The organism is Nocardiopsis sp. TNDT3 (assembly GCF_003427465.1).
Taxonomy (GTDB): domain Bacteria; phylum Actinomycetota; class Actinomycetes; order Streptosporangiales; family Streptosporangiaceae; genus Nocardiopsis; species Nocardiopsis dassonvillei.
In genome coordinates, this window is the sequence record NZ_QPFC01000574.1 from 1 (window position 1) to 5,075 (window position 5,075).

A 5,075-nucleotide genomic window follows, 5' to 3' on the forward strand; every position below is an offset into this window, starting at 1 on the left:
GTGGGGCCGTCGCCTCCCGCCCCGGCGGTCCCGGTGGACTCCACCACCGCACGGGCCCGGGACCGGCTGCCGGTCCCGGCCGCGGTGCCGGTCCGCGCCGTGCCCGCTCCGGGCCCGGCGGTCCGGGAGGGTCGGCCCCGGGGGTCGCGGTCAGCCCTCCCGGTGGCGGCGGGCCGGGTGGACCGGCTCCAGCACCGCCAGGCACTCCACGTGATGGGTCATCGGGAAGGCGTCGAACGCGCGAAGGTCCACCAGACGGTAGTCGGCCCGCTCGAACGAGGCCAGGTCGCGGGCGAGCGTGGCGGGGTCGCACGAGACGTAGGCCACCCTGCGGGGGCGCGTCCCGGTCAGGGAGCGCACCACCTCGGCGCCCGCACCGGCCCGGGGCGGGTCCAGCACGACCACATCGGCGCGCACGTCAGCCCACTCGCGCAGCTGGGCGGCCACGTCGCCCTGCTCGACGCGGACCTGCTCCATGTCCTTGAGGTTGTACCGGGCGTCGCGCACGGCCTCGGCGCCGCTCTCCACGCCCATGGCGCGGCCCTCGGGGCCCACGGCGGCGGCCAGCGCGCCGGTGAACAGCCCCGCCCCGCAGTACAGGTCCAGGGCGGTCTCGCCGGGCTTGGGCTCCAGGGCGTCCAGGACGGCGGCGGTGAGCACCTCGGCGGCGGCCGGGTGCACCTGCCAGAAGCCGCCCGCGCTGACGCGGTACTCGCGGCCGTCGACCTTCTCGCGCACGCCCCTGCGTCCGCGCACCTGCTGGACGCGGCCGCCCTTGAACCGGCGCAGCACCGCGCTGGAGGTACCCAGTTCGGGCAGGGAGTCCAGCCTGGCCCCGGTCGGTGTGACGACCACCGCGCGGTCGGCGCAGGCGGCCGAGGCGACCGCCTCCACGTCGCGGACGCCCTCCCACGTGACGTCGGTCACCCCGAGCTCGGTCACGCCGGGGTGGGCGATGAGGCAGCGCTCGACGGGCTCGATGTCGTGGGAGCGGTGGCGGCGCAGTCCGGCGCGGCCGCCGGAGTCCACGGCGAAGCGCACGCGGGTGCGCCAGCCCAGGCCGTCGGGGGTGCCGGGCAGCTCCTCCACCTCGACCCGGCGGTCGATCCCGGCGATGCGCCGCAGCTGGTCGGCGACGACCTTGCCCTTGAGTGCCCGCTGGGCCTCCGGGGCGGCGTGCTGCCAGTCGCAGCCTCCGCACTTGCCGGGCCCGGCGGCCGGGCAGGGGGCCTGGACGCGGTCCGGGGATGCCTGGAGGACCTCGACGGCGTCGCCCCTCATGAAGCGGGAGGTCTGCTCGGTGACGCGGACGCGGACCCGCTCGCCGGGCAGGGCGTGGCGGACGAAGACCACCTGGTCCTCGTGACGCCCCACGCACCAGCCCCCGTGCGCGACGTCGTCCACGGTCAGCTCGAAATCCTGTCCCACACGGTTCATGGCGGTCGTCCTCAAAGATGGTCGGGTCACGTGACGGGTGACCCTGCGCGCACAGCCACCAACCGTTCCCAATCTACCTGCCGGAACCCGCCTCCCGGACGGGCCCGTGGACGGCCGGGGCGACCGAGCGTGTCGGCCGCGTCTGTGCCAAGGTGTCACTGTGCGCACGCGCGACCACGGCGTGCGCGGCGGCTATCTCGACGGGAGTGCGGGCGAGGTGCACATCGTGATCATGGGGTGCGGACGGGTGGGGTCCACCCTCGCGCACACCCTGGTTGACCTGGGGCACACGGTGGCGGTGATCGACCGGGACCCCGAGGCGTTCCGGCGTCTGCGCGGCTCCGTGGCCAAGCACGCGGTCCGGGGGCAGGGCCACGACCGGGAGGTCCTGCTCGCCGCCGGGATCGACCGCGCGGGAGCCTTCGCCGCGGTCAGCAACGGGGACAACTCCAACATCATCTCGGCGCGGGTGGCCCGCGAGGCGTTCGGCGTGGACAACGTGGTCGCGCGGATCTACGACCCCCGCCGGGCCGAGGTCTACCAGCGGCTGGGCATCCCCACGGTGGCGACCGTGCGCTGGACGGCCGACGCGGTCCTGCGCCGGATGGTGCCGGGCGACGGGCGGCTCACCGCCGGACCGGAGTGGCAGGACGCGTCCGGGACCCTGGCCATGAACGAGATGAACCTGCCGCGGGGGTGGGCCGGCCGCCGCGTCGCCGACCTGGAGGAGCGGGCGCCGGTGCGGGTGGTCTACCTGACCCGTGCGGGCCGGATCCTCCTGGCCGGATCCGGTGAGCTCCTGGAGGAGGGCGACGTCCTGCACGTGGTCGCCCGCGGCCGCGACCTGGACGGGCTGCGGCTGGACGACGACGAGACGGAGCGTGGGTGAGATGCGGATCGCCATCGCGGGAGCCGGGAGCGTGGGACGCTCCATCGCCACGGAGCTGGCGGGCAGCGGCCACGACGTGCTGCTGATCGACCGGGACACCCGCGCCATCGGTGTGGACGACCTCCCCCAGGTGGAGTGGCTGCTGGCCGACGCCTGCGAGCTGGCCACGCTGGAGGACGCCCGCCTGGAGGACTTCGACGTGGTGGTCGCGGCCAGCAGTGACGACAAGGTCAACCTGGTGGTGTCCCTGCTGGCCAAGACCGAGTTCGGGGTGGACCGGGTGATCGCCCGCATCAACGATCCCGACAACGAGTGGCTGTTCAACGAGTCCTGGGGCGTGGACCTGGCGGTCTCCCCGCCGCGGCTGATCGCCGACCTGGTCGAGGGGGTCCCCGAGGAGGAGCCGGGCGGGGAGGACTCCCTGCCGCCGCTGCCGGGGGCCGAGATCGCCGAGTCGGTGCTGCACGCCGGGAGTCCGTTCGCGGGCGGGCCGGAGGGCGCGCTGGCGGAGTCGCTGCCGGAGGGGGTGGCGCTGGTGGCGGTGGTGGGCCCCGGCGGGGTGCGCCCGCCGGACCCCGATCGGACCCTGTCGGTGGGCGACACCGTGGTGTTCCTGGCCGAGCCCGAGGTCCTGGGCGCCCTGGAGTCCCTGCTGGGCTCGGCGGACGACCCCGACCTCTAGGCCGCGCGTCCGCCGGGGCGCCCGGTCAGTCCGCCGTCTCGTCCCGGGCCGGGTGCTCCCGCTCCTCCAGCGGGGTGCGCCCCCGGGCCAGCACCCAGACCATGGCCGCGAACGCCGCGACCTGGAGCGGCCAGCCCATGGCGACCTTGGAGAAGCCCAGCAGGGCGAAGGTGTCGGCCCAGCCGTAGTGGTCGGCCATCCACAGCGGGTACTGCACGAGCACGCGGATCACGCAGGGCAGGACCAGCAGCCAGGTCAGGCGTGAGGCCAGGGTGACCACGGCCGGGTTGGCGCGCCAGGAGGTGAAGTCCTCCTTGTCGCCGATGAACGGGCCGATCATCAGTCCGATCGCGGGCCAGCGCACCAGCACCGACAGGCTCAGCACCACGGCGTAGACCGCGTTGTAGATGACGCCCGGCAGGAAGGCGTCGGCGGCGTTGCCGCTGCGCATGGCGAAGACCGCGGCGATGCCGATGCCGAACAGGCTGGTGAGCACGTACTGCACCGAGGAGCGCTGCACGAGCCGGACCGCGCCCAGGACCAGGGCCGCGACCACGCCCAGGACGATCGAGAGCCGCAGCTCCGAGCTGACGATGTAGGAGACGGTGAAGGTCAGGGTGGGCACCGCAGCCTCGACCATGCCGCGCTTGCCGCCCAGCGCCTTGGCCAGCTGCGAGCGCACGAGCGCCTCGACCGTGTCCTCGGTGACCGCCGGGCGGTCCGCCGCCGTGGCGCCCCGGCCGGGGGCGCGCTCCGGGGCGGGGGCGTCCCCGGAGTCCGGGGTGCCCGCCGCGGCCCTGTCGTCCGCCCCGGCGGCCGGGGCGGCCTCCTCGGCGGCCCGCTGGTGCTCAGTCATCCTGCTCCTGCTCGGGTTCGGTCGTGGGCGGTCGTCGCCGCGCGGGGCGTCCAACACGGTTCCGCGCGCCGTGTCGGCCCAAGCCTATGTGACGTGCGACCGGTCGCGGGGTACGCGCGGTGGTCGCGCGGATGCGCTCCGCCCGCCTTTGCCCCCTTGGGTCCGGGCTTGTCGCGTGCGGCTTCTCACCCGGCGGCGCACCCTGGCGGTGGAGGAGGGCCGTTCCGTACGCTGGCGACCAGACGCCGGAGCCGAGAGCGAGCAGGAGCCCATGCAGACGAGTACGTCCCCGCGCCGGGACCATCTGGAGTTCGCCGCCGCGCTGGACCGGGTGCTGACCCGGCAGGGGGAATCGCACGTGTGGTCCCCCCACTCGGTGGGCACGGTGCTGGCGCTGCTGGCCACCGGCGCCCGGGAGCGCACCCTGGCCGAGCTGGAGGCGCTGCTGGGCGCGGACGTGCGGGGCCAGCTGGAGGCGCTGGACGCGGCCGTGGCCGCCGAGCCCGGACTCGACCTGGCCAGCCTCAACGGCCTGTACGTGCCCGCCGACCTGGAGGTCCTGCCGGGTTTCACGTCCCGGGTGCGCGAGCGCGCCGGGGCCGAGGTGGAGCACGCCGACTTCGAGCACGACTCCGAGGGCGTGCGCTCACGGGTCAACGCCCGTGTGGCGGAGGTGACCCGCGGCCTGATCGAGGAACTGCTCCCCGCGGGCAGCGTCCACCCGGGCGTGCGGCTGCTGCTGGTCAACGCGCTGTGGGTGAAACTGGCCTGGCCAGACCCCTTCGACCCCGCCCGGACCCGGGACAGGCCCTTCCACGCACCGTCGGGCAGGCGGAAGGTGCCCACCATGCACCGTTCGGCCCGTCTGCCGCACGCGCGGGCCCGCGGGTGGAGCATGGTGAGCCTGGAGGGCGACCACGGCCTGACCCTGGACGTGCTGCTGCCCGACGAGCGCTCCGCCGCTCCCGCCCCGGTGACGGCCGACGCGCTCGCCGACCTGTACGCCCACCGCTCCTCCCAGCAGGTGGACCTGGCCCTGCCGCGCTTCGAGGTGGAGACCGACACCTCTCTGCTCGAACCGCTGGCGGCGCTGGGCGTGCGCGACCTGGCCACGGACGAGGCCCGCTTCGACGGGATCAGCCCGGAACCGCTGCGCGCCGACGAGATCCTGCACCAGTCGGTGCTGCGGGTGGACGAGAAGGGCGCCGAGG

The 5,075-nt window shown here is 75.1% G+C and carries 5 protein-coding genes; 3 read left to right on the forward strand and 2 right to left on the reverse strand.

Going from position 1 to position 5,075, the window contains the following annotated elements; genetic code table 11:
- Window positions 1-150: 150 nt before the first annotated feature.
- Complete coding sequence (locus DQW06_RS14695) at window positions 151-1,437, reverse strand: class I SAM-dependent RNA methyltransferase (RefSeq protein WP_013153891.1); 1,287 nt, start codon at window positions 1,435-1,437, stop codon at window positions 151-153.
- A 217-nt stretch (window positions 1,438-1,654) separates the two neighbouring features.
- On the opposite strand from DQW06_RS14695, the gene DQW06_RS14700 reads away from it, so the two are divergent.
- A complete protein-coding gene (locus tag DQW06_RS14700; RefSeq protein WP_026338175.1) occupies window positions 1,655-2,326 on the forward strand; it encodes a TrkA family potassium uptake protein in 672 nt (223 codons plus the stop codon).
- Window positions 2,319-3,008, forward strand: coding sequence for a TrkA family potassium uptake protein (locus tag DQW06_RS14705; RefSeq protein WP_041552775.1), 690 nt, complete (start codon window positions 2,319-2,321; stop codon window positions 3,006-3,008). The genes DQW06_RS14700 and DQW06_RS14705 overlap by 8 nt, the downstream gene beginning before the upstream one ends.
- Before the next feature lie 25 nt (window positions 3,009-3,033).
- Here DQW06_RS14705 and DQW06_RS14710 read toward each other — a convergent pair whose 3' ends face one another.
- Window positions 3,034-3,864: a DUF3159 domain-containing protein gene (locus tag DQW06_RS14710; RefSeq protein ID WP_013153894.1), complete on the reverse strand. Its 831-nt coding sequence runs from the start codon at window positions 3,862-3,864 to the stop codon at window positions 3,034-3,036.
- A gap of 271 nt (window positions 3,865-4,135) precedes the next feature.
- Between DQW06_RS14710 and DQW06_RS14715 the strand changes: the two genes are divergently transcribed.
- A partial coding sequence (locus DQW06_RS14715; protein WP_157983444.1) for a serpin family protein occupies window positions 4,136-5,075 on the forward strand: 940 nt, incomplete at its 3' end.